The following is a 21,094-nucleotide window of genomic DNA, read 5'->3' as shown; positions in this document are numbered from 1 at the left end:
GCCGGGCGCGGCTGGGTAACTGGGCTGCCCGAAGGCGTTCGGCTGCCCGGGCGCACCGGCCTGCGAGGGCGGCCCGGCAGGGGCACCGCTCCCGTCGTGCCCCCCGGGAGCAGGGTGGTGCTGGGTCCCCGGCTGGGCGGGCCACTGGGGGCGCGCCCAGCCCGGTTGCTGGGGAGGGACCGACATGTCAGAGCCCGAGGGCGTTCTTCTTCGCCGCCTCGTAGTCCTCCTCGGTGATCAGGCCGTCCTCCAGCATCTTCTTGTACTGGGCGAGCTTGGCCACCGGATCGTCCTGCTGGGGCGCCTGCTGGCCGCCCTGCTGGGGCTGGCCCTGCTGGGGCTGCTGACCGGGCTGGTTCTGCCACGGCTGGACCGGCTGCACCAGACCACCGGCTGCACCGGCACCTGCCCCGAACATCGCCAGGCCCGCACCGCCGCCGGTCTCCCCGGCGGACTGCACACCGCGTGCCACGGCCTGGTTGATGAAGGACTGCGAGCGGTTGCCGGAGAGGGCATCGGCCTTCTGGACGTCCGCCAGCAGCTCACGGGTGCGCTGGTCGTACTCGATCGAGGCGATCGCGACCTTGACGATGGTGAGGCCGCGGTCGGTGGACCAGCGGTACCCCTCCTCCACCGCGGCGGCCAGGGACTGGGCGAAGCCCACCGAGTCGCCCTGGATGCGGGTGATGCGGTTGCCCTTGTCCGGGTCGTTGGTGTAGCGGGAGAATGCGGCCGCGAGCGAGCCGACCACCTCCTGGAACAGCTGGTTGCCGGCGGAGTTGTCCGGGTCGGAGAAGTCGAACACCGGTGCACCCTCGGAGATGAAGGTGGCGGGCACGAAGTTGTGCACGAACAGCAGCGGGTCGATGATCCGCAGCGTGTAGGAGCCGCGTGCCACGGCCCCCACCTGGGTGTTGAGGTAGGCGTCGTCCCAGTAGATCTCCGACTGGGTGCCGAAGCGGTTGTCCGGGATCTCCTTGAGGTTCACGAAGAACGCGAGCTGCTGCGAGGTGGGGCGGCCGCCGAACTTGAAGCGCTCCCAGGACATGCCCACGGTGGAGGCCAGCGGGTCGTCACCCGCGAACACGGAGCGGGAATCGGGCGAGTCGCTGTTGAACTCGTAGCCGCCGGCCTCGGTGATCAGGCCGGTGGCGCGACCGTCCAGCACGGTGATCAGGCCGTACCCCTGGGGCACCAGGATCCGCGAGCCGTTGGAGATGACGTTCTGCGAGCCGCGCACGTTCGAGCCGCGGCCGGCGTTGGTGCCGCGCGGCACCGCCGGGAACAGCGCTGCCGTCTGCGGCAGGCCGTCCGGAATGGTGAGGAAGTCCTTCCACTGATCGGCGAACATACCGCCGATGGCGCCCTTGAATGCCTGGATGAATCCCATGTGAGCTCCTTCGTCGCCCCCGAGTATCTGTGACGTGAGCCATCGTAGCCCCCGGCCCTGACACCGCCGCGTGGATCACACTGACCATCGTCGACCGGATCGGCACGGCCATGATGGTTCCCGGCCCGATCCGAGTGGGCGCTGCTGGAGTCACTCCCGGGAAGCGCACACGATCGGCGCCGACACGGGGAACGCGAGGCGGTCCCCGACCGCATGAGTCGCCCAGCGCCGGCGCACACGGCGCTCGATGTCATCGCGAACGGGCTGCGTCTGCGCCCGATGAATCCTGCCAGGAGTGGCGATTCCGGCAGCGATTCCCCCCATGAGGTCATCCGCTGTGGTGTTCCAGGCCCAGTGGACCTCGTCCCCGTGGGTCACGTGTAGCCCCGCCTGCTCCGCGAGCATCGCGAGCCCCTCCACGGAGCGCGGGAAATCGAGTGCGGACGCGAGTTTCGTACTGGGGACGGCAACCGCTCCCGCAGCGGAGGCAGCCTCCCCGTAGGCGGCCAGGTGAGGCCCGGCCTCGGCCGGCCAGATCGTCATGACCACGCAGCCCCCGTCGGCCGTGACACGTGCCAGGTCCTGGACCGTGGTGCGCGGATCGGCTGCATGGTTGACCACGAAGTTGGCGGTGACGACATCGAATCCCCCATCCGCAAACGGAAGCACTGGTGCGGCTGCCTGACGCACCTTCACTCTCTGGCCTGCCTCACGGGCTGACTCCTGCGTGGCGGCGACCATGTACCGATCGGGGTCGACGGCCACCACATCGCTCCCGCGCCGGGCCGATGCGACAGCCAGCTCTCCCGTCCCGCACCCGACGTCGAGGTGACGGGCCGGCCCCTCGCCGACACGTCTGAACGCCATGTCCAGCATCGTTTCGATGGTCCCCGCACACAGCGTCGCGAACGATCGCCGGTATGCGGTGGCCATCTTGCGCCGGTCGCCGCTCCCATCCATGTCCGCGCCCCTCATCACCCGGTGATATCGAACTTGGCCAGCTGCTTGGTGTTGCCGGCGCTCTGCAGCTGCAGCAGCTGGGCGTAGATGCCACCGGACTGCGCCAGCTCAGCCGGGGAGCCGATCTCGTCGATGCGCCCGTCGTCCAGGGTGATGATGCGGTCCACGCCCGCGATAGTGGACAGGCGGTGGGCGATGATCAAAGAGCTGCGGCCCCGCATCAGCTCGTCCAGCCCCGCCTGCACCTGCCGTTCGGCCTTGGTGTCCAGGGCGCTGGTGGCCTCGTCGAGCACCAGGATCGGGGCGTCCTTGAGGATCGCCCGGGCCACCGCGATGCGCTGGCGCTGACCGCCCGAGAGGCGCAGTCCGCGCTCGCCGATGATCTGGTCGTAGCCGTCCGCGAAGCGCTCGATGAAGGTGTCGGCGTTGGCGCGGCGGGCGGCGTCGCGGATCTCCTCGTCGGTGGCGCCGGGGCGGCCATAGGCGATGTTCTCGCGGATGGTGCCGGAGAACAGGGAGGCGTCCTGGAACACCACGCCGATGCGGGAGCGCAGCACGTCCAGGGGCAGCTCGGCCACGTCATGACCGGCCACCTCGACCCTGCCCTCGCGCGGCTCGTACAGACCCAGCAGCAGGTTCACGATGGTGGACTTGCCGCCGCCGGACTCCCCTACCAGGGCCACCTTCTCGCCGCGGGCCACGTCGAAGTCGATCGCGTGCAGCACGTCCTGGCCGTCCTCGTACGCGAAGTGCACGTCGCGGAAGGAGATCGCGGGCGCCCCCGCCACGGGCTCGATCGCATGCTCGGCAGGATCCTCACCCGTGGCCAGCAGGCGCGGGTCGACCTCGGTCTCCATCACCCGGAAGTAGTCCTTGGAGCCGGCGATCGCGTGCTGGGCGGTGTCGATCACGAAGCTCATGTTCTGCACCGGCTGGCGGGCCATGGTCATCAGCTGGATCAGCAGCACCATGGTGCCGATGGAGAACTCCCCGGCGGCGGTCTGCCAGAAGATGATCGCGTAGATCCCGAAGAACACGATGTTCAGCACCGCACGGCGGGCCATGTCCATGCCGTGCCAGTGACGGGACTGCTCACGGGTGATGCGGTCGGTGGACCAGAAGCGACGGGTGAAGTCGTCCAGCTCGGCCCTCTCCGCCACGAAGGACTTCACCACGCGGATCTGGCCGATCACCTCGGCGAAGCGACCCGAGGCGATGTCGATCTGCTCGTTCTTCTCGCCCTCCAGGCGCTGCCACTTCACCGACGTCAGCGCGGTCAGCCACACGTACACCGGGAACACGATCAGCAGCAGGGCGGCCAGCGGCCACGCGTACCAGGCGCTGATGGCGAGCACCGCGGCGGTGGTGATCAGCATGGTGGCGAAGGAGTTGGAGAACATCTTCGCGAAGCCCGTGATCTCGGTGATCGAGCGGTTCAGGCGGGCCACCACGGTGCCGGTGATCTCGTTGTCGAACCACCGCTGGGGCAGGTGCAGCAGCTTGTCGTAGTAGCGCACCGAGAGCATGGTGCGCATCCGGTTGCTCATCACGTCGCCGTACCAGCCGCCGATGTTGGAGATGACGGTGGAGGCCAGCTCCGCCAGCAGCAGCGCACCGGCCATCAGCAGGGCGGTGCGCAGCGCCTGCTCGGTGGTGGTCTGCCCACCGATCCCCGCGGCGATCGCATCGGTGGCGTTGCCGATCAGGAACGGCACCGCGAGCCCCGCCACCGCCGTCAGCACGGAGCACAGAATGATGGCGAGGTACAGCGGGGTCAGTTCACGGGTGAAGCGGGCGATGCGCAGGAGGGCGGACACCCCACCAGGGTATGCCCGGGCATCGTCCCTGGCTCGGGCCGCGGGGCCCCGTGTGACCCGTGCGGCACTGCCCGCCGGCCGACGCCCCGCACCCCCGGGGGCCGGGCTGCCGACGGGATGCACGGGGCGGGGCGCGCCGGCTCCGCGGGCTAGAGCAGCGGCCCGGCGGGCCGCCCGCGCGTCAGCCCTCGCTCGCCACGCTGCCGAAGCCGCGCAGGCGCAGGCTGTTGGAGACCACGAACACGCTGGAGAACGCCATCGCGGCACCGGCCAGCATGGGGTTCAGCAGGCCCAGGGCGGCCACCGGGATGGCGGCCGTGTTGTAGGCGAAGGCCCAGAACAGGTTGCCCTTGATGGTGCGCAGGGTGCGGCGCGAGAGGCGGATTGCATCCACGGCGGCCATCAGGTCACCGCGCACCAGGGTGATGTCCGCGGCCTCGATGGCCACATCGGTGCCGGTGCCCATGGCCAGTCCCAGGTCGGCCTGTGCGAGGGCCGGGGCGTCGTTGACGCCGTCGCCCACCATCGCGACGACCTTGCCGTCGCCCTGGACGCGCTCGATCACGCCCACCTTGTCCTCGGGCATCACCTCGGCGATCACCTCGTCGATGCCCACCTCGGCGGCGACGCGGCGGGCCACGGTCTCGTGGTCTCCCGTGAGCAGCACGGGGGTAAGGCCCAGCTCGCGAAGCTGGGCGATGGCCTGGGCGCTGGTGGGCTTGACCTCGTCGGCCACGGTGAGCAGGCCGCGCACCTGGCCGTCCCAGGCCACCAGCACGGCGGTGCGACCATCGCCGCGGGCCTGCTCGAGGGCGGCGGCGAGATCGGCCGGGAGCTCGTCGGCCCCCGGGATGTTGCGGCCCACCTGCACTGGCACGCCATCAACGGTGCCGCGCACGCCGGAGCCCGCGAGGTTCTGGAAGTCGGTGACCTCCGGAAGACGGCCCAGTTCCTCGGCGGCACCGGCGGCGATGGCGCGGGCGATGGGGTGCTCGCTGGCGGCCTCCACTGCGCCGGCGTGACGCAGCAGGGCGGTGCGGTCGGTGCCGGCGGCGGGGACGACGTCCTGCAGGGTCATGGTGCCGGTGGTGACGGTGCCGGTCTTGTCCAGCACGATGGTGTCCACGCGGCGGGTGCTCTCCAGCACCTCGGGGCCCTTGATCAGCACGCCCATCTGGGCGCCGCGGCCGGTACCGACCAGCAGGGCGGTGGGGGTCGCCAGGCCCAGGGCGCAGGGGCAGGCGATGATCAGCACGGCCACGGCGGCGGTGCCGGCCATCACGGCGCTGCCGCCGAAGACCAGCCAGCCTATGAAGGTGGCGATGGCGATCACGAACACGATCGGCACGAAGATGCCGGAGACGCGGTCGGCCAGGCGCTGGATCTCGGCCTTGCCGGACTGGGCGTCCTCGACCAGCTTGGCCATGCGCGCCAGCTGGGTGTCCGAGCCCACGCGGGTGGCGCGCACCACCAGGCGCCCGCCCTCGTTGACGGTGGCGCCGGTGACCTCGTGGCCCTCCCCCACCTCGACGGGCACGGACTCGCCGGTGAGCATGGACATGTCCACGGCGCTGGAGCCGGTCACCACCACGCCGTCGGTGGCGATCTTCTCGCCGGGACGCACCACGAACTCATCCCCCACAGCCAGCTGCTCCACGGGGATCAGCTGCTCGGTGCCGTCGCGCAGCACCGCGACCTCCTTGGCGCCCATCTCCATCAGGGCGCGCAGGGCAGCGCCGGCCTGGCGCTTGGAGCGCTTCTCGAAGTAGCGGCCCAGCAGCACGAAGGTGATCACCCCGGCGGCGACCTCGAGGTAGATGTTGCTCATCCCGTCGGTGCGCTCGAGGGCGAAGCTGAAGTGGTGGGTGGTGCCGCGATCACCGGCGGTGCCCACGAACAGCGCCAGGATCGACCACAGGAACGCGGCGGTGGTGCCCACCGAGACCAGGGTGTCCATGGTGGCCGCGCCGTGGCGGGCATTGATCCAGGCGGCGCGGTGGAACGGCCAGCCGGCCCACACCACCACGGGAGCGGCGAGCGTGAGGGAGGCGAAGCCCCAGTAGTCGAACTGGAGCGCCGGGATCATCGCCAGCGCGATCACGGGGACCGAGAGGATCGCGGCACCGATCACGCGGTGGCGCAGGCTGCGCAGCTCCGGGTCCTCGGCATCGTGCCCGGTCGCGCCGCTGGTCGCGTCGCTGCGGCCGGTGGTGGCGTCGGCGGGATCGGCCGACGGGTCCGCACCATGACCGGCGGTCGTGCGGGGAGGCGGCGCGGGCAGGGTCGCGGTGTACCCGGTCTTCTCGACCACGGCGATGAGGTCCTCGGCGCTGATGCCCTCGGGCACGCGCACGTTGGCCTTCTCGGTGGCGTAGTTGACGGAGGCCTCGACGCCCTCGAGCTTGTTGAGCTTCTTCTCGATGCGGGCCGCGCAGCTGGCACAGGTCATCCCTCCGACCTCGAGGTCGATCACCTCGAGTGCGGAGAGGGGTTCGGTCGTGTCCGATGTGGTCGCCACGTGTGCCTCCTGGAAGTGCGGCGGTCCTGCGTCGCCTACACCACGAGGATATACCCCCTAGGGGTATCTGTCAGGTGGGGGTGAGAGGAATAACAGGACCCCGGAGTGCAGAACTGCTCACCTTCGTCGGCGCACCACAGATCACTTCCCGCGGGTTCCGCGGCCCGGATTCGCCACCTGTTCACCGAACTTCCGAGCCCCGTACACCGCGGTGCAACGTAGCGCCTGCACACTCCTTATGAAAGCGCGATCATCCAGTGCCGCATCTGCGGCAGCCCGACTACGGATCCCGTCTTGACCAGCCTCTTTGCTGTCCACTCCCCTTCCATCCAGCTTCTCACGTCAATCAACTATGAAAGCGTGCTGCACGCTCCGTCCTGAGGAGGACTCCATGCATCGTCGTTCCTTCATTCGCCACTCCCTCATCGCCACCGGGATCCTGGGAAGCACCTCTGCACTCGCCGCGTGCGGCGGATCCTCCGGCTCCGGTTCCGGCGGTTCCGACGGCGGCTCTTCCGGCTCCGGATCCCTCGTCGTCTACTCGAACTCGGTCTCCGACGGTCGCGGCGAATGGCTCGCCGAGCAGGCTGCGGCCGAGGGCTTCGAGCTGCAGTTCGTGGACCTGGGTGGCGGCGACATCCAGAACCGGCTGATCGCCGAGGCCGCCAATCCGATTGCCGACGTGGTCTTCGGTCTGAACAACGTCTACTTCGAGAACATCAAGGCCGCTGACGTCCTCGAGCCGTACACCCCCGCCTGGTCCGGCTCTGTCGACGCCGAGATGGGCGACGGGGAGACCTTCTGGCCCATCGTCCGTGAGCCGATCATGCTGGTCTACAACACTGCCGCCTACTCGACCCCGGAGCAGGCCCCGGCCGACTGGCCCGAACTGTGGGAAGACTCGACCTTCCACGGTCGCTACGAGACCCCGCGCAGCCTGGGCGGCGCGACCACGCAGATGGTGCTGTCGGGGATCCTCTCGCGCCACCTGGATGCCTCCGGGGACCTCGGTGTCTCCGATGAGGGCTGGGCTGCGGTGGAGCAGTACTTCGCCAACGGCAGCCCTGCGGTCGAGGGCACCGACCTGTACGCGCGGATGGCCGCCGGCGAGGTCGACATGGGCCAGATGTGGCTGGCAGGCAAGGCCTCGCGTGAGGAGGAGCACGGCATCAGCACCGAGGCCGTGAAGCCCGAGAACGGGGTGCCGATGGCCACCCAGCATGTCGCGCTGGTCAAAGACTCCAAGCGGGCCGAGGCCGCCCAGGAGTTCATCGACTGGTTCGGCGGCGCCGAGCTGCAGGCGGCATGGTCCAACGAGTTCTTCACCGCTCCCACCAACCAGGATGCGCTGGCCCAGGCCGATCAGGACGCGGTGGACCAGACCGATGCGTTCACCGCTCAGGAGATCGACTGGCCGACCGTCGCCGAGAACCTTCCCGACTGGGTCGAGAAGATCGAGCTGGAATACCTGGGCTGACCATGATCACCTTCGACGACGTGACCGTCACCTACGGAGACTTCACGGCGCTGCCTCAACTGGACCTCACCATCGATGAGGGTGAGTTCTTCACCCTGCTGGGACCGTCGGGCTGCGGTAAGTCCACCGCTCTGCGCACTCTCGCGGGGTTCGTCACCCCCAGCCGGGGGCGGATCATCGTGGCCGGCCGGGACGTCACCCGGGCCACCCCCGACAAGCGCGGGGTCGGCATGGTGTTCCAGAACTACGCCCTGTTCCCGTCGATGAACGTGCGCGACAACATCGCGTTCGGGCTCGCGACCCGCCGTACAGCCGCAGCCGAGCTGCGGCGCCGGGTCGACGAGATCGCCGAGCAGGTCAACCTCAGCCCGGAGCAGCTGGACAAGAACATCTCCGAGCTCTCCGGCGGTCAACAGCAGCGTGTGGCCATCGCACGCGCTCTGATCCTCAAGCCCAGCATCCTGCTGCTGGACGAACCTCTGTCGAACCTCGACGCGAAGCTGCGGCAACAGTTGCGCGTCCAGCTCAAGGATCTCCAGTCACAGTTCGGCATCACCACCGTCTACGTCACGCACGATCAGGACGAGGCCCTCTCGATGAGCGACCGGATCGCGGTGATGAACCAAGGGCGCATCGAGCAGTTCGGCGCGCCGGCGGAGCTGTACGACGCCTCGGCGAGCGAGTTCGTGTGCACGTTCCTGGGGGACGTCAACCGGCTCACCCCGGGGCAGGTGGAGATGCTCAACGCCGGCGGAGCGGGCCTGGCCCCTGACCGCCGGCACTACGTTCGCGTGGAGAAGATCCGCCCGGAGAGCTCAGCATCGCACTCGACGCCACGCGGCGTCCCCCTGCAGGGACGGGTGCGGCGCCGCCGGTACGAGGGTGCCACCTCGACCTTCGAGATCGAGGTCGGAGACGGTCTCCTGCAGGTCATCCGCATCATGGATGACGCGCTGGGCACGGGCCTGTGGAGCCCTGGGGACGACGTGCGTCTGGTCATCGACCCTCAGCAGGTGCTCTCCTACACCCCGCCGGTCGAGGAGGCAGCGGCATGAGACGCTCAGGCACCTCGATGGGAGCCATGTTCCGCTCTCCCCTGTTCGCCGTGGTCTTCCTGGTCGTCGCCTGGTTCGTGGTGACCTTCATGGTGTGGCCCAACATCCGGCTGCTGCTGCAGGTGTTCCGTCCCGAGGGGGCCTGGAGCTTCGATGTCTTCCCCAAGCTCTTCTCCTCTGACCGCGCGATGCAGTCGCTCCGCAACTCCTTCCTGCTCGCCGTCGTCCTGTCGGTGTCGGTGAACGTGGTCGGCACCTTCATCGTGCTGGTGACCCGCTACTTCGACATCAAGGGATCGCGCATCCTGTTCGTCGGCTTCGCGACCACGCTGCTGTACGGGGGCGTGGTGCTGGTCTCCGGCTACAACCTGATCTACGGCCCCCGCGGGTTCGTGACGACCATCCTTTCCCGCTTCTTCCCCGGGATGGACACGGCGTGGTTCACCGGATTCCTTGCCGTCGCGCTGGTCTCCACCTTCGCCGGTACCGGCAACCATCTGCTGTTCATGACCAATGCCCTGAGCAAGGTCGACTTCCAGACCATCGAGGCGGCCAAGCAGCTGGGCGCCTCGACGTGGGGGATCCTGTGGAGGATCGTGCTGCCCGTGCTGCGGCCGATCATCTTCTCCATCACCATCCTCACGTTCCTCGGTGGGCTGGGCGCGATGGCGGCTCCTCTGATCCTGGGCGGGCCCGACTTCCAGACCATCACGCCGATGATCCTGACCTTCTCCAACAGTCTGGGCTCACGCGATCTGGCAGCGACTCTCGCTCTGTTCCTGGGGCTGGCCACCATGGTGCTGCTGGCGGTGCTGAACCGCCTCGAGCGCGGCGGGACCTACTTCTCCGTCTCCAAGGTCCCGGTGGCCCTGACGAAGCAGACGATCCGCAACCCCGTCGCCAACGCGATCGTGCACGTGGTGGCGTACCTGCTGTTCCTGATCTATGCGATCCCGCCGGTCCTGATCACGATCTTCTCGTTCACCGATGCGGCAGCCATCGCCTCGGGCACGATCTCCTGGGAGAGCTTCACCCTGGAGAACTACGCGAAGATCGTCACCGATCCGACCGCGTTCCGACCGTTCCTCATCTCCATGGGGTACTCGGCCGTCGCCTCCGGGACGGTGGTCATAGCGATGCTGTTCGTGGCCCGCATCCTGCAGCGCTTCCCCAACACGGTGACTCGCTGGCTGGAGTATCTGCTGCACCTGCCCTGGGTTCTTCCTGCCACGATGATCGCGCTCGCCCTGATCATCACCTTCAGCACCCCTCAGGCACTGGTGGCCGGGCAGGTGCTCACCGGAACCGTCGTGATCCTGGCGATCGGCTACATCATCGAGAAGATCCCCTTCACGCTGCGCATGCTGAAGGCTTCGTTCATGGGGATCCCCGAGTCCGTGGAAGAGGCGGCCTCGATCCTCGGGGCCAGCCAGTTCTACACGTTCCGCAGGGTCCTGCTCCCGCTGGTGCTGCCGGCGGCCACCGCCATCGCTGCACTGAACTTCAACTCGTTGCTGGACAACTACGACACGGCGGTGTTCCTGGCCCACCCGTTCTTCCAGCCGCTGGGGATCTTCATCCGCAACGCCACCGCCAACGAGACCATCAACGACACCACCGCGCTGACCTTCGTGTACACGGTGCTGCTGATGCTGATCTCCGGCGTGACGATGTGGCTGGTCTACGGGCGCTCCACCACTTCCCGTCGACGTCGTCGGACCTGGCTGCGTGGACTCGGATCCCGACGTGCGACGCCTGCCCACGCAACCGCCACCACGGCCACCACCCAGCGGATCGCCGACGTCGCCGCAGGTACACCCGACGGTGCCCCCGCGGCGCTGCCGCCCGCGCCGGCGCCATCCGCCGGTACTGATACTTCCGATCCCACCCCTGGAGGGAAATCACGATGAACAGCAGCCCGCAGCTGAACGCCACGAACATCCACCCCGATCCGTGGGGCGGCCGCCTTCTCGGGCATCCCGACCATGCCGGCACGAACGCGCTGCTGGCCTCACGCCTTGCCGTGCATTCGCCGCTGATCGCCGTTCACCGGGGGTCAGGGGCAGGCTCGATCGCGGAGAACACGGCGCCCGCGGTCACCGCGGCTCTCGCCCAAGGGGCCGACATCGTCGAGATCGACGTGATCGCCTCCACCGACGGCGACTACTTCCTGTTCCACAACGGCTACGAGGCGATGCACTTCGGTTTGGACAGGGACATCCGCGAGCTCTCAACCGCGCAGATGGAGCAGCTGGAGTACTCCTGGCAGGCCGAGTCCGATCCGCCCTACGGGCTGGCACGCCTGGATGACGTGCTGCAGGCCTTCCCAGGCACGATCCTGAACGTGGACCGCTCCTGGTGGTACTGGGATGATCTGCTCGACCACCTCGCCGGTTTCGGGGTCACCGACCAGCTGCTACTGAAGGCGCCCGTCGAGCAGGAGGCGCTGGAGCTGCTGGCTGACCATCCCGAACCGTTCCCGTTCCTCCCGATCGTGAAGTCCCCTGAGGAGGTTGAGCAGGTGCTCGCGATCGGCGAGATCAATACCGTCGCCATGGAACTGCTCGCTCAGACCCCCGATGACCCGTTCGCCGATCCGGCGTACATCCAGTCCCTGCGAGCGCGCGGCATCGCCGTCTACCTCAATGCGCTGAACCTCAGCAATCGCGTGCCGCTGTTCTGCGGATGGGACGACGAGGCGTCCGTGCTGTCGCACCCCGATGAGGGGTGGGGCAGACTCATCGCCCTCGGCGCGGATATCGTCCAGACCGACTGGCCGGCCCTGCTTCGGGACTATCGCGGCATAGGCTGACGGAGTGAGCGAGAACCTCAGGTCGGCGACCCTCACCCCGACGATGGACGACGTGGCACGGACGGCGGGTGTCTCCCGTGCGACCGTCTCCCGGGTCCTGGCAGGAACAGCTCGTGTCGCCGAGAGCACCGAGGACAGGGTCCTGCAGGCCATCAAGCAGCTCGGGTATGTCCCGAATCGCATGGCGCAGTCGCTTGCCACCCGGTCATCGGGATTGGTGGGGCTACTGCTGCGGGATCCCCGCAAGTCTGCCTACGGTCTGCTGCATTCGGAGCTCCAGCAGCTCTCCGATCGGGCGAACCTGCAGTTGATCACAGTGGTTCCCTCCAGCACGGAGGCATCCGCAGCGGAGAAGCAGGCCCTGCAGCGGCTCCTGGGGCTACGGGTGGACGGCCTCTTCGTCGCCACCGGAGTCATCGGCCCCGAGGATCTCGCGCCGTTCCTCTCCGTCGTACCGGTGGTGTCCGTGGGCCGACCGGAGGCGCATGACGGTGTGTACGGGGTCTCCTACGACGAGGTCGCGCACGGTCACATGGCGGCCGATCTGCTCCTTCGGCACGGGCACCGCGACATTGCGGTCCTCGCCACCGCCGCGAGCGTCTCGGTACCGGAATCGGTGAGGGCTGAGGCGATCGTCTCGCGTTTGCGGGAGCGTGGCGCTGCTGTGCACCGGGTGGAGGCCACCACATTCGGCATCGGCGCGGAGCACTCGCACCGGATCGCGGACATGGTGCGGGAGGGGACGATCACTGCTGTCGCGTTCCCGACCGACGACAGGGCCCTCGACTTCCTCACCATTGCACGCAAGTCCGGATTGCGAGTCCCCGGTGAGGTCTCCGTGATCGGGATGGACGGGATCTCCCCTGCCATGGCCATGATCGGACTGGCCACGGTGCGCATCCCCATCGAAGCCGTCGCAGATCGGGCGGTGACGGTGATGGGCGACCTGTTGGAGCACAGAGACTCCCTCCCCATTCGTCACGAGAAGTTCCGCGGACATACGGTCGACGGTCCGACCCTGGGGCCACCGCCGCGCAGGAAGAGCTGAACAGGCGGTTCTGCTCCGCGGTCAGGCAGCGGGGGTTGCCTGCAATCCGGCGACCATCGCGGCTGGGGGCGTGCTCAGTCCGAGCGCGGCCCGACGATGCCCAGCAGCACACCCGCAGATGTCCTCTCCCCCGCCCGTCTGCGGCGCGCGTACCCGGTGGCCAGCGCATACGGCACCAGCATCACGAAGCCCACGGCGCTCAGCAGCAGGATCGCCAGCACCAGTTGGTGGCTGTCCTCCCCCGCTGAGCGTGCCACCAGCAGGGCAGCGGCGATGTTGCGCTGGCTGGAGAGGATCGCAGGGCCGTCCGGCACGGTGAGGGTGGGTCCGGCCAGTTCTCCGGAGACCCGGCCGGCCACGAAGGCGAGGATCACCAGCCCTGCTGCGACCAGCAGCGCCGGGGAGAACAGCACCTCCAGCAGCAGGGAGGTGTTGCGGCCGAAGCCGGAGACGAACATCAGCACCGCCGAGACTGCCGCGACAGCCCCCGCCGTCCGGGCGAGGCCGTCGGCCCGGGTGGGGAGCACGGCGCTGATGGCGATGCCGGTGAGCATCGGCAGCAGCATGGTCCCCAGCAGCCGTCGGGCGATCGCCCACGCATCCACCTGCACGTCCTGCAGCAGGAACGGCACCACCAGCGGCATGAACACGATCGAGCCCAGCAGCAGCACCGCCATGGGACCTGCCGATTCGGAATAGGGGATGCGGGCCATCGCTCCGAGCTGCAGCACGAAGGGCGCCCCGGCCGCGCACAGGACGATCACGAACCCCTCGGCGATGTGCGGGGCCATAAGGCCGTTGAGCAGCCAGATCAGCAGGGTTCCGACGGCGGGGATCACCACGAAGTTGGCTCCCAGCAGTGCCAGCACGGTGCGGCGGTCGCGCAGCTGGGCGCGGAAGGAGCGCAGAGGGGTGCGCAGGCCCATCGAGAGCATCGACGCGATCGCGAATGCCGGGACGCTGATCTGGATCAGCAGTCCCAGGAGCGATTCGAGCGTGTGCACCGAGGAATCCTATGAGGCCGGCGGTGCGGCGGCCTCACAGCCAGCCGTTGTCGGTGGCGACCCTCACGGCGTCCGCGCGGGTGGCGACCTGCAGCTTCCCGATGGCGGAGGAGATGTGGTTGCGCACCGTCCCTTCGCTGAGGAACAGGGACCGGGCGATCACGGCGGTGGAGTTCCCCTGGGCGGCGGCGCGCAGGATCTCCGTCTCCTTGGCGGTCAGCGGGCTGGGGCCGACGGCCAGCGATTGGGCGGCCAGGTCCGGGTCGACCACGCGCAGGCCCTGGTGGACCCTGCGGATCGCATCGACCAGGCGCTCCACGGGGGTGTCCTTGACCATGAAGCCCTGGGCGCCGGCCTCCATGGTGCGGCGCAGGTACCCGGCCCGGCCGAACGTGGTCAGCACGATGATGCGCGGGGGCTGATCCATCGTCCGGTGCAGGTGCCGCGCCACCTCGATGCCGTCCTCGGGCACCGCGCCGTCGGGCGCGCCACCGTCGGGATGTGGGGCGCCCGGCAGGGACCCGGCGGGCATCTGCACGTCCAGCAGCAGCACGTCGGGGGTGTGTTCGTGGACCGCGCGGATGGTGTCGGCGCAGTCGGCGGTCTCGGCCACGACCTCGATGTCGGACTCCAGGCGCAGCAGTGCCACCAGTCCGGAGCGCAGGATGTGCTGGTCATCGGCGATGACGAGTCGGATCACAGGGTTTCCTTCGGCGAGCCGGGACGCGGGGAAGCGGGGGCGGGGCCCATCGTCGCCGTGACGGTGGTGCCCGCCGGGGAGGACTCCACGGCGAGCGCTCCCCCGGCGTCGGCGACGCGTTGCTCGAGCCCGCGCAGCCCGGTGCGGGCGGTGCCCTCGGGGATACCCACGCCGTCGTCGCTGATGCTGACCTCGTCCTCCGAGATGGTGATGCGGGCGTGCTCGGCGCGGGCGTGGCGGACGATGTTGGTGACCGCCTCCCGGACCACGTAGCCGAACAGTTCGGCACGTTGGTCATCGAGGGTGGGCAGTGCGCTGGGCACCTGGGCGTCGATGCCGACGGCGGCCAGCACGCTGCGGGCGGAGGCGATCTCGGTGGCGGCGCGCACGGTCTGCATGCCGCTGGCGGTGGCGCGCACATCGGCCAGGGACTGGCGCAGGGTGGACTCGATGTGGGCGAGCTGCTCGCGTGCCGCTGCGGGATCGGTGTCCAGCAGGCGCTGCGCGAGCTGGGCGGAGACGGTCGCGGAGGTCAGGGAGTGGCCCAGGATGTCGTGGAGGTCGCGGCCGATGCGCTCGCGCTCCGCGGCCACCGCGAGGGCGGCGTTGCGGCGCTCAGCGGCATCGAGCTTCTCCTGCAGCACCTGCTGCTGGATGCCGTGGCCGATGCCCCAGGACATCGCCAGGCCCATCACCGCCAGCATCACCGCGAAGTACACGCCGAGCCACGCGGCGATGCCGGCGACCGCCACGCACATCACCACCATCGTGGGCACTGCCCAGCGCCAGGGCAGCAGGATCACGTGGGTCGTGGCCTGGAACATCACCATGAACAGCACGTTCTCGCCGATCACGGGGATGAGTGCCAGCACCAGAGCGGTCATCAGGGCGAACCACACCAGCCTCACCGGCTGCGGGTACAGGGCGATGCCGGAGGCGTACACGAACAGCACGCCGTAGACCAGCAGCATCCCGGTGGCGACGGCGGCCCCGATGCCGGGCGCCTGGATCCACGCGAAGACGATCGGCAGGAGCAGGAACACCGTCGGGGGCAGGGAGAACGGCACCGCTCCGGATTCGACGGCGGCCCGGTGGATCTCCGCCGGGTGCAGGGACCGGGCGGGAGCGTCCTCGGCCGTGGCGGGGTCGGCGGCCTGCGCCATTCCCGCCCAGCGCGGCCCGGAGGTCTCGTCCGTGGTGTCCATCGCGGTCATTGTGTCAGTGCTCCTCGGTGCGCGGTCGCGTCGTCGCGGCGGGGCCGGGCCGTCTGACGGGCGGGGCCGCGCCGTGTCACGGGCGGGGCCGCGGCGTGTCACGGGGGCCGGGTCGTGTCACGTGCGGGCCCGGGTCAGCGGCGGGTGAGGCCGATGGCCTTGGACAGGCTCACCGCGCACAGCACACCGAGCACCAGCGTCCAGGCGCCGATCACCAGCAGCCCGTTCACGGGCAGGTCCCCGCCGATGAGGGTCCACTCGCCGAGCTGGGCGATCCAGTAGCTGGGCAGCAGGCGCCCGGTGCTCTGCATCCACTCGGGGAACATCTCCAGCGGCATCCACAGCCCGCCGAAGATCGCCAGGGCCATCAGGACCACCACGCCGCCGGCGGAGGCGGCACCGCCCTTGAGCAGCATTCCCAGTGCGATGCCGATGAGGATGGTGGGCAGCAGGCCCAGCCACAGCACGCCCATGGTGGCCAGGAACGAGCCGGCGTCGGCCTGCACCCCGGTGGCCAGCCCGACGAGCCCGACGATCATCAGGGCGGGCACGATCACCACGCTGGCGGCGAGCACGGAGCCCAGCAGGAAGGAGCGCGGGGACAGACCGGAGACGATCAGCTGGCGCAGGAAGCCGTTGCGCTGGTCCTCCTGGATCTGGGTGCCGGCGGTGATGGCGGTGCCGAGTCCGCCGTAGGCGGCCATGTTGACCATCACGATGCCGCGGGCGGCGCCGTCGGCCTGGTCGCCGAACATGGTGCCGAACAGGAGGTACATGCCCACCGGCATGGCGATCGAGAAGGCCATGAAGAACACGTTGGTCAGGGTCATGCGGGCGGTGTGCCCGGTGTAGCGCAGAGCGCGGGCGGTGGCGGAGGGCTGGTGGCGCCCCTCGGCAGCGGGGCGGGCGGAGCCGGTGGCAGGGGTATCGCGCCCCGGGCCGGAGGCGGGGGTGGCGGTGAGGTCGGCGGTGGTCATCGTGGATCTCCTTGGGAAAGGGACGAGCAGGGGAAATGGGGGCGTGGGAAGGGCGCCGCCGCTCTCAGGCGGCGGTCTCGTCGCTGTGACCGGTGATGTGCATGAAGGCCTCCTCGAGCCCGGGAGCGGTGACCAGCACGTCGTGCACCTGGTCGGCGAGGGGTGAGGTGTACAGGGCGCGCAGGGCCGCGTCGGCGTCGGCGCACACGGCCCGCACCCGGGTGGGGTCGGCCTCGTCGGGGGCCGCGGCCTCGACACCGGGCAGTGAGGCGACGGCTGCGGCGTCGGCCCCGCGCAGGGTGATGATGCGCCCGGCGACCAGGGCGGAGATGGTCTCGGCGCTGCCGTCGGCGACGATGCGGCCGCGGTCCATGACCACCACGCGGGCGGCTTCGCGCTCGGCCTCCTCGAGGTGGTGGGTGGCGAACACGATGGTGCGGCCGGTGGCGGCGACCTGCCGCATGCGGTGCCAGAAGGCGCGGCGGGCGGTGACGTCCATGCCCACGGTGGGCTCGTCCAGCAGCAGCACGTCCGGGTCGCCCAGCAGCGCGATCGCGAAGCGCACCCGCTGGGCTTGCCCTCCGGAGAGGCGGCCGATGCGCCTGCCCATGAGATCGCCGATGTCGGCCTGCTCGGCGGCCTGCGCGAGCGGCATGGGGCGGGCCTGCAGGGAGTGCAGCATCGTGAGCATGGAGCGCACGGTCTGGTCCGGCAGCAGGGCGCCGCTCTGCAGCATTGCTCGGATCACGCCGGAGCGGGTGGCGGTGACGGGGTCGGTGCCGTGGATCGCCACGCTCCCGGCATCCGGGGTGGACAGGCCCACCATCATCTCCATGCAGGTGGACTTCCCGGCGCCGTTGGGGCCCAGCAGCGCGAGGATCTCCCCCGGCTGCACGGTGAGGTCCACACCGTCCAGGGCGCGCACCGGGCCGTAGCTCTTGCGCAGGCCGCGCAGGGAGATCGCGGCGGTCTCGGCGGTGGGATCGGCGGCACGGCTACTGCTGAGGGAATCAGGGGTGGGGGCGAGGGCTGCACTGTTCATGGGGACCAGACTTCCGCCCCGGGCCGTCCGGTCCCAGGCACCGCGGTCACGTCGTGACCATGACGGGTGTCATGGTGCGGGGCTGGGTAGCCTGGATCGGTGCTGATCAGACAGGTGCGAGTGCGCGAACCGGCGGTCGGCGCCGCCGCGGGCTCGGGAGCCGGTGCCGCCGCGGGCTCGGGGGCCGGCGCCGCCGCGACCTCCCCGATGAATGTGCACGTCACTGACGTGCGCATCACCGGCGGCGTGATCGTCGAGATCGGTGATCGCCTGGCCCGTCGGTCCGGCGAGGAGGTGCTCGACGGCGGCGGCGCGATCGCGATCCCGGGCCTGTGGGACCAGCACGTGCATTCCAGTCAGCTGGCGCAGGCCCATTCGCGGCTGGACACCACCGGCGCGGGGAGCGCGTCGGCGATTCTGTCCCTGGTGCAGCAGGAGCTGGCCCGGCGGCAGGAGACCGGTCGTCGCCGCGAAGAGGCACTGGTGGGGTTCGGGCACCGGCTGGTGGACCTGGTGGTGCCGCCCACAGTACTGATGCTGGATGAGGTGACCGGTGAGGTGCCCACGGTGCTGATCGGCGGGGACGCCCACCACGCCTGGATGAACTCAGCGGCGCTGCGGGCGCTCGGTGCACCCCCGCGGGACGGGGTGGTGGGCGAGGACGAGTGGTTCGACCTGGTCTCGCTCATGCCCGCCCTCCCCGGGGTCGGGGCGCAGGTCGCCACGGGCATGGCGATGCTGCAGCGTCAGGCCCTTGAACGCGGTGTGGTGGGCGTGGTCGACATGGAAAGGGGCCGGGTGTGGGAGACCTGGCAGCGGCTGGGCAGCTCACTGCGGGTGCGCACCGGCGTGTACACCGAGGACCTCGACTTCGTGCCGGGTCCGACGGGCGTGGTGCTGGACGCGCCCGGCCCTGCAGGGGAGAGCCTGGTGGAGATGGGTCCGCTGAAGGTGATCCTGGACGGCGCGCTCGGCTCCCATACCGCCTACACCCGCCAGGCGTATGCCGACGGGCACGGCCCGGCCGGGCACGGGGTGCTCACCTGGGAGCCGGAGGAGCTGGTGGCCGCGCTGCGCCGTGCGAAGGGCCTGGGCCTGCGCGCCGCGGTGCACGCGATCGGTGACGCGGCTGCCGGGGTGGCGCTGGAGGCGATCGAGCGCTCTGGGATCCCGGCCCGAGTGGAGCACGCGCAGATGCTGAGCGACCAGGATGTGGCCGCGATGGCTCGCCTCGGGGTGGCCGCTTCGGTGCAACCGGCCCATCTGCTCGATGACCGCGATCCCACCGAGGAGCTGTGGCACGACCGCACCGAGCAGGCGTACCGCCTGCGGGATCTGCTGGATGCGGGGGTGGAGCTGGTGCTCGGCTCCGACGCCCCGGTGGCGCCGTTGGACCCGTGGCTGGCGATGGCCGCTGCCGTGCACCGCAGCGCCGATGAGCGCGAGGGGTGGCTGCCCCGTCAGCAGCTGCAGCCGCGCGAGGCGCTGGCAGCATCGACTGACGGGGTGGGAGGGCTCGTTGTCGGCGGCAGGGCCGATGTGGTGCTGCTGGAGCAGGACGTGTTCGAGGACGTGCCGTTGGGGGCCGACGGGGTGATGGTCGATGCCGCGGCCCGCGAGGCGGCGCAGCGCCTGCGGGAGGCACGCGTGCTGGCCACGGTGGTGGCGGGGCGGGTCGCGGCGGGCTGAGCCGCCATGACACAGCGACCCCTGAGTTGTGGTGTCCCCCGCTATTGAGGCTCGAGGGGTGAACAGTTGGCGGTATGCGGGGTGGATTCCGCCAACTGCGGCGACGTCGCCGCGTCGGCTCGCACGGTGGAGCCGACCCGCACGGTGGCGTCGACACGCACGGTGGCGTCGACACGCACGGTGGCGTCGACTCGCACGGTGGTGTCGACACGCACGGTGGCGTCGACTCGTGTGGTGACGACGCGCGTCGTGACGTCATGGCGATTCACGAAGCCTTCCGGCAGCACGACTAGCATTCTGCGGATGACGCTCGAACTGCGCCCACCCCGCCACGAGGACGAAACTGCGCTGCGTGGCATTCACGCGCAGATGCTGGAGGAGAACTTCGAGTTCCTGCTCGCCGAGGGTGAGGACTGGGGCGCCGTGCTCGAGCAGGTCACGCGCGAGTCCCGAGGCGTCGATCTTCCTCCCGGCCGGGTGCGCGCTGACTTCCTGGTGGCCGAGGTCGACGGCGTCATCGTCGGCCGCACCTCCATCCGCTACGCGCTGACCGACTTCTTGAGCGAGGTCGGTGGTCACGTCGGCTACGCGGTGGCTCCCCCGTTCCGCCGCCGAGGGCATGCCACCGAGATCCTGCGCCAGTCCTTGGCCCACCTGGCACAGGCGGGGGTGGAGCGCGCCCTGGTGACGTGCGATGACGCCAACCTCGGTTCGATCCGGACGATCGAGCGATGCGGGGGCGTACTGGAGGACGTGCGCAACGCGGGAGCGGACGTGCCGAAGCGGCGCTACTGGATCGATACCGGTGGTTTCATCGTCATGGACCGCATCCGGGGCAGCAGCGATCCCGTGCTGCGTGGGTGATGGCCCTACTGGCCGAGCACACGGTCTCGCGCCGAGCGGGGCAGCTTCTTCACCGGACGCGCGACCCCGGCCACGACAGCGGCGAGCTTGCCATTGCTTTGTGTACACATAGGAGTTTCGGAGAGGAACGGGGTCAGCCGCGGCGGGCCACGCGCAGCGCCTGCGCGATGAGCACTCCCTGCAGCGGCAGCCTGCCAAGGGCGATCGCCCGCATCCTGGGTGGCTTTCTCCGCCAGTCGATCGCCATCTGCACATTGGCGGGGAACACCGCCACGAAAAGCGTCGCCGCGGCCAGGCCGCCCAGCCTCCGGGTGCGGGGCACCGCGATCAGAGCGGCCGTGGCGACCTCGGCCAGGCCGGAGGCATAGGTGTAGGCGCGAGGCGATCCGGGCAGTGCCCGCGGGACGATGCTGTCGAACGGCTCTGGGCGCACGGCGTGCATGGTGCCGGCCGCTCCGAGCAGCATCGTCAGGAAGATACTGGTGCGCGGCGCACCAGGACGGGAAGGGCTCGCTGGGCCGGGCATG

Annotated in this window: 18 protein-coding genes; 7 read left to right on the top strand and 11 right to left on the bottom strand. The window is 69.8% G+C overall.

Annotated features, from left to right (window positions below):
- Positions 1–187 precede the first annotated feature (187 nt).
- From M4D54_RS00810 to M4D54_RS00795, 4 genes are all read right to left on the bottom strand, one after another.
- Positions 188–1,390, bottom strand: coding sequence for an SPFH domain-containing protein (locus tag M4D54_RS00810; RefSeq protein WP_259889567.1), 1,203 nt, complete (start codon positions 1,388–1,390; stop codon positions 188–190).
- Positions 1,391–1,540: 150 nt separating this feature from the next.
- Complete coding sequence (locus M4D54_RS00805) at positions 1,541–2,365, bottom strand: class I SAM-dependent methyltransferase (RefSeq protein WP_259889565.1); 825 nt, start codon at positions 2,363–2,365, stop codon at positions 1,541–1,543.
- Positions 2,365–4,167, bottom strand: coding sequence for an ABC transporter ATP-binding protein (locus M4D54_RS00800; RefSeq protein WP_259889563.1), 1,803 nt, complete (start codon positions 4,165–4,167; stop codon positions 2,365–2,367). Before M4D54_RS00800 ends, M4D54_RS00805 begins: the two co-directional genes overlap by 1 nt.
- Positions 4,168–4,348: 181 nt before the next feature.
- Positions 4,349–6,616 carry a cation-translocating P-type ATPase gene (locus M4D54_RS00795; RefSeq protein ID WP_259889745.1) on the bottom strand — a complete coding sequence of 756 codons (2,268 nt, stop codon included), beginning with the start codon at positions 6,614–6,616 and terminating at the stop codon, positions 4,349–4,351.
- A 460-nt stretch (positions 6,617–7,076) separates the two neighbouring features.
- On the opposite strand from M4D54_RS00795, the gene M4D54_RS00790 reads away from it, so the two are divergent.
- From M4D54_RS00790 to M4D54_RS00770, 5 genes are read left to right on the top strand one after another with little or no spacing between them, the layout of a single operon-like run.
- Positions 7,077–8,162: an extracellular solute-binding protein gene (locus tag M4D54_RS00790; RefSeq protein WP_193866589.1), complete on the top strand. Its 1,086-nt coding sequence runs from the start codon at positions 7,077–7,079 to the stop codon at positions 8,160–8,162.
- Positions 8,163–8,164: 2 nt separating this feature from the next.
- Positions 8,165–9,217, top strand: a complete 1,053-nt coding sequence (locus M4D54_RS00785) for an ABC transporter ATP-binding protein (RefSeq protein WP_193866588.1) — start codon at positions 8,165–8,167, stop codon at positions 9,215–9,217.
- Entirely contained in the window at positions 9,214–11,127 is a 1,914-nt protein-coding gene (locus M4D54_RS00780; RefSeq protein ID WP_259889559.1) for an iron ABC transporter permease, read from the top strand. Before M4D54_RS00785 ends, M4D54_RS00780 begins: the two co-directional genes overlap by 4 nt.
- Positions 11,124–12,029 (top strand): glycerophosphodiester phosphodiesterase family protein, encoded by a 906-nt coding sequence (locus M4D54_RS00775; RefSeq protein ID WP_193866586.1) that lies wholly within the window; start codon positions 11,124–11,126, stop codon positions 12,027–12,029. The genes M4D54_RS00780 and M4D54_RS00775 overlap by 4 nt, the downstream gene beginning before the upstream one ends.
- Before the next feature lie 4 nt (positions 12,030–12,033).
- Positions 12,034–13,077, top strand: a complete 1,044-nt coding sequence (locus tag M4D54_RS00770; protein ID WP_193866585.1) for a LacI family DNA-binding transcriptional regulator — start codon at positions 12,034–12,036, stop codon at positions 13,075–13,077.
- Between the two features lie 74 nt (positions 13,078–13,151).
- Here M4D54_RS00770 and M4D54_RS00765 read toward each other — a convergent pair whose 3' ends face one another.
- The 5 genes from M4D54_RS00765 to M4D54_RS00745 form a co-directional block, all read right to left on the bottom strand.
- The gene (locus M4D54_RS00765; protein ID WP_259889557.1) at positions 13,152–14,081 is read right to left on the bottom strand and encodes a bile acid:sodium symporter family protein; all 930 of its coding nucleotides are present in this window, start codon (positions 14,079–14,081) and stop codon (positions 13,152–13,154) included.
- Between the two features lie 34 nt (positions 14,082–14,115).
- Entirely contained in the window at positions 14,116–14,781 is a 666-nt protein-coding gene (locus M4D54_RS00760; RefSeq protein WP_259889554.1) for a response regulator transcription factor, read from the bottom strand.
- A complete protein-coding gene (locus M4D54_RS00755; protein ID WP_259889551.1) occupies positions 14,778–15,986 on the bottom strand; it encodes a sensor histidine kinase in 1,209 nt (402 codons plus the stop codon). Before M4D54_RS00755 ends, M4D54_RS00760 begins: the two co-directional genes overlap by 4 nt.
- 143 nt (positions 15,987–16,129) lie before the next feature.
- Positions 16,130–16,972 carry an ABC transporter permease gene (locus tag M4D54_RS00750; protein WP_259889548.1) on the bottom strand — a complete coding sequence of 281 codons (843 nt, stop codon included), beginning with the start codon at positions 16,970–16,972 and terminating at the stop codon, positions 16,130–16,132.
- A gap of 64 nt (positions 16,973–17,036) precedes the next feature.
- The gene (locus M4D54_RS00745) at positions 17,037–18,014 is read right to left on the bottom strand and encodes an ABC transporter ATP-binding protein (RefSeq protein WP_259889546.1); all 978 of its coding nucleotides are present in this window, start codon (positions 18,012–18,014) and stop codon (positions 17,037–17,039) included.
- 99 nt (positions 18,015–18,113) lie between these two features.
- Between M4D54_RS00745 and M4D54_RS00740 the strand changes: the two genes are divergently transcribed.
- Complete coding sequence (locus M4D54_RS00740) at positions 18,114–19,703, top strand: amidohydrolase (protein WP_259889544.1); 1,590 nt, start codon at positions 18,114–18,116, stop codon at positions 19,701–19,703.
- 41 nt (positions 19,704–19,744) lie between these two features.
- Here M4D54_RS00740 and M4D54_RS00735 read toward each other — a convergent pair whose 3' ends face one another.
- Positions 19,745–19,990, bottom strand: coding sequence for a hypothetical protein (locus M4D54_RS00735; protein ID WP_259889542.1), 246 nt, complete (start codon positions 19,988–19,990; stop codon positions 19,745–19,747).
- 16 nt (positions 19,991–20,006) lie between these two features.
- Between M4D54_RS00735 and M4D54_RS00730 the strand changes: the two genes are divergently transcribed.
- On the top strand, positions 20,007–20,567 hold the full coding sequence (locus tag M4D54_RS00730; RefSeq protein ID WP_259889538.1) for a GNAT family N-acetyltransferase: 561 nt from the start codon (positions 20,007–20,009) through the stop codon (positions 20,565–20,567).
- A 133-nt stretch (positions 20,568–20,700) separates the two neighbouring features.
- Here M4D54_RS00730 and M4D54_RS00725 read toward each other — a convergent pair whose 3' ends face one another.
- The gene (locus tag M4D54_RS00725; protein WP_259889535.1) at positions 20,701–21,033 is read right to left on the bottom strand and encodes a hypothetical protein; all 333 of its coding nucleotides are present in this window, start codon (positions 21,031–21,033) and stop codon (positions 20,701–20,703) included.
- Positions 21,034–21,094 lie beyond the last annotated feature (61 nt).

Origin of the sequence: Brachybacterium sp. p3-SID1565, from assembly GCF_025143785.1 — a bacterium.
In the GTDB taxonomy this organism is placed as follows: domain Bacteria; phylum Actinomycetota; class Actinomycetes; order Actinomycetales; family Dermabacteraceae; genus Brachybacterium; species Brachybacterium epidermidis.
This window is presented reverse-complemented; position numbering and strand designations above follow the sequence as displayed.